This window comes from Shigella sp. FC1967 (genome assembly GCF_001743005.1).
In the GTDB taxonomy this organism is placed as follows: Bacteria; Pseudomonadota; Gammaproteobacteria; order Enterobacterales; family Enterobacteriaceae; genus Proteus.
This window is the reverse complement of record NZ_MIIZ01001318.1, coordinates 1-396: the sequence shown is the minus strand read 5'-3', so window position 1 is coordinate 396 and position 396 is coordinate 1. Positions and strand designations below refer to the sequence as shown.

At 46.0% G+C, this 396-nt stretch carries 1 protein-coding gene and 1 pseudogene; both read left to right on the top strand.

Going from position 1 to position 396, the window contains the following annotated elements; all coding sequences use genetic code 11:
- Positions 1 to 96 (top strand): annotated as a pseudogene (locus BHE89_RS27555) (hypothetical protein); the annotation flags it as partial.
- 12 nt (positions 97 to 108) lie between these two features.
- A partial coding sequence (locus BHE89_RS21595; protein WP_171742561.1) for an NADH-quinone oxidoreductase subunit H occupies positions 109 to 396 on the top strand: 288 nt, incomplete at its 3' end.

Sequence of the window (396 nt, the reverse complement as noted above, 5' to 3'; positions counted from 1 at the left end):
AAACGTATCCAATGCCTACAAGGCGGGGATTTCAGACTCTATTGTCTATACGTTGTCGCAGCGCTGGTCATCTTGCTTTTAGTCATCGCAGCGTAAGGAGAGGGACTTATGACTTTCCAAGAAGCACCTACGTTAATGATGGGAATATTCGCACTTATACAAGCACTCTTTTTATTGGCGATAACCCCATTATGTACAGGTATTTCGCGCACAATTCGCGCCAAGATGCATTCGCGTCAAGGCCCTGGAATTTTGCAAGATTATCGAGATATCTTTAAGTTATTCAAACGTCAATCCGTGGCGCCTGAGCAATCTGGCGTGATCTTCCAAGTGATGCCTTACGTGTTGCTGGGAAGTATGCTGGTGGTTGCTATGGCACTGCCTGTCTTTACAGCA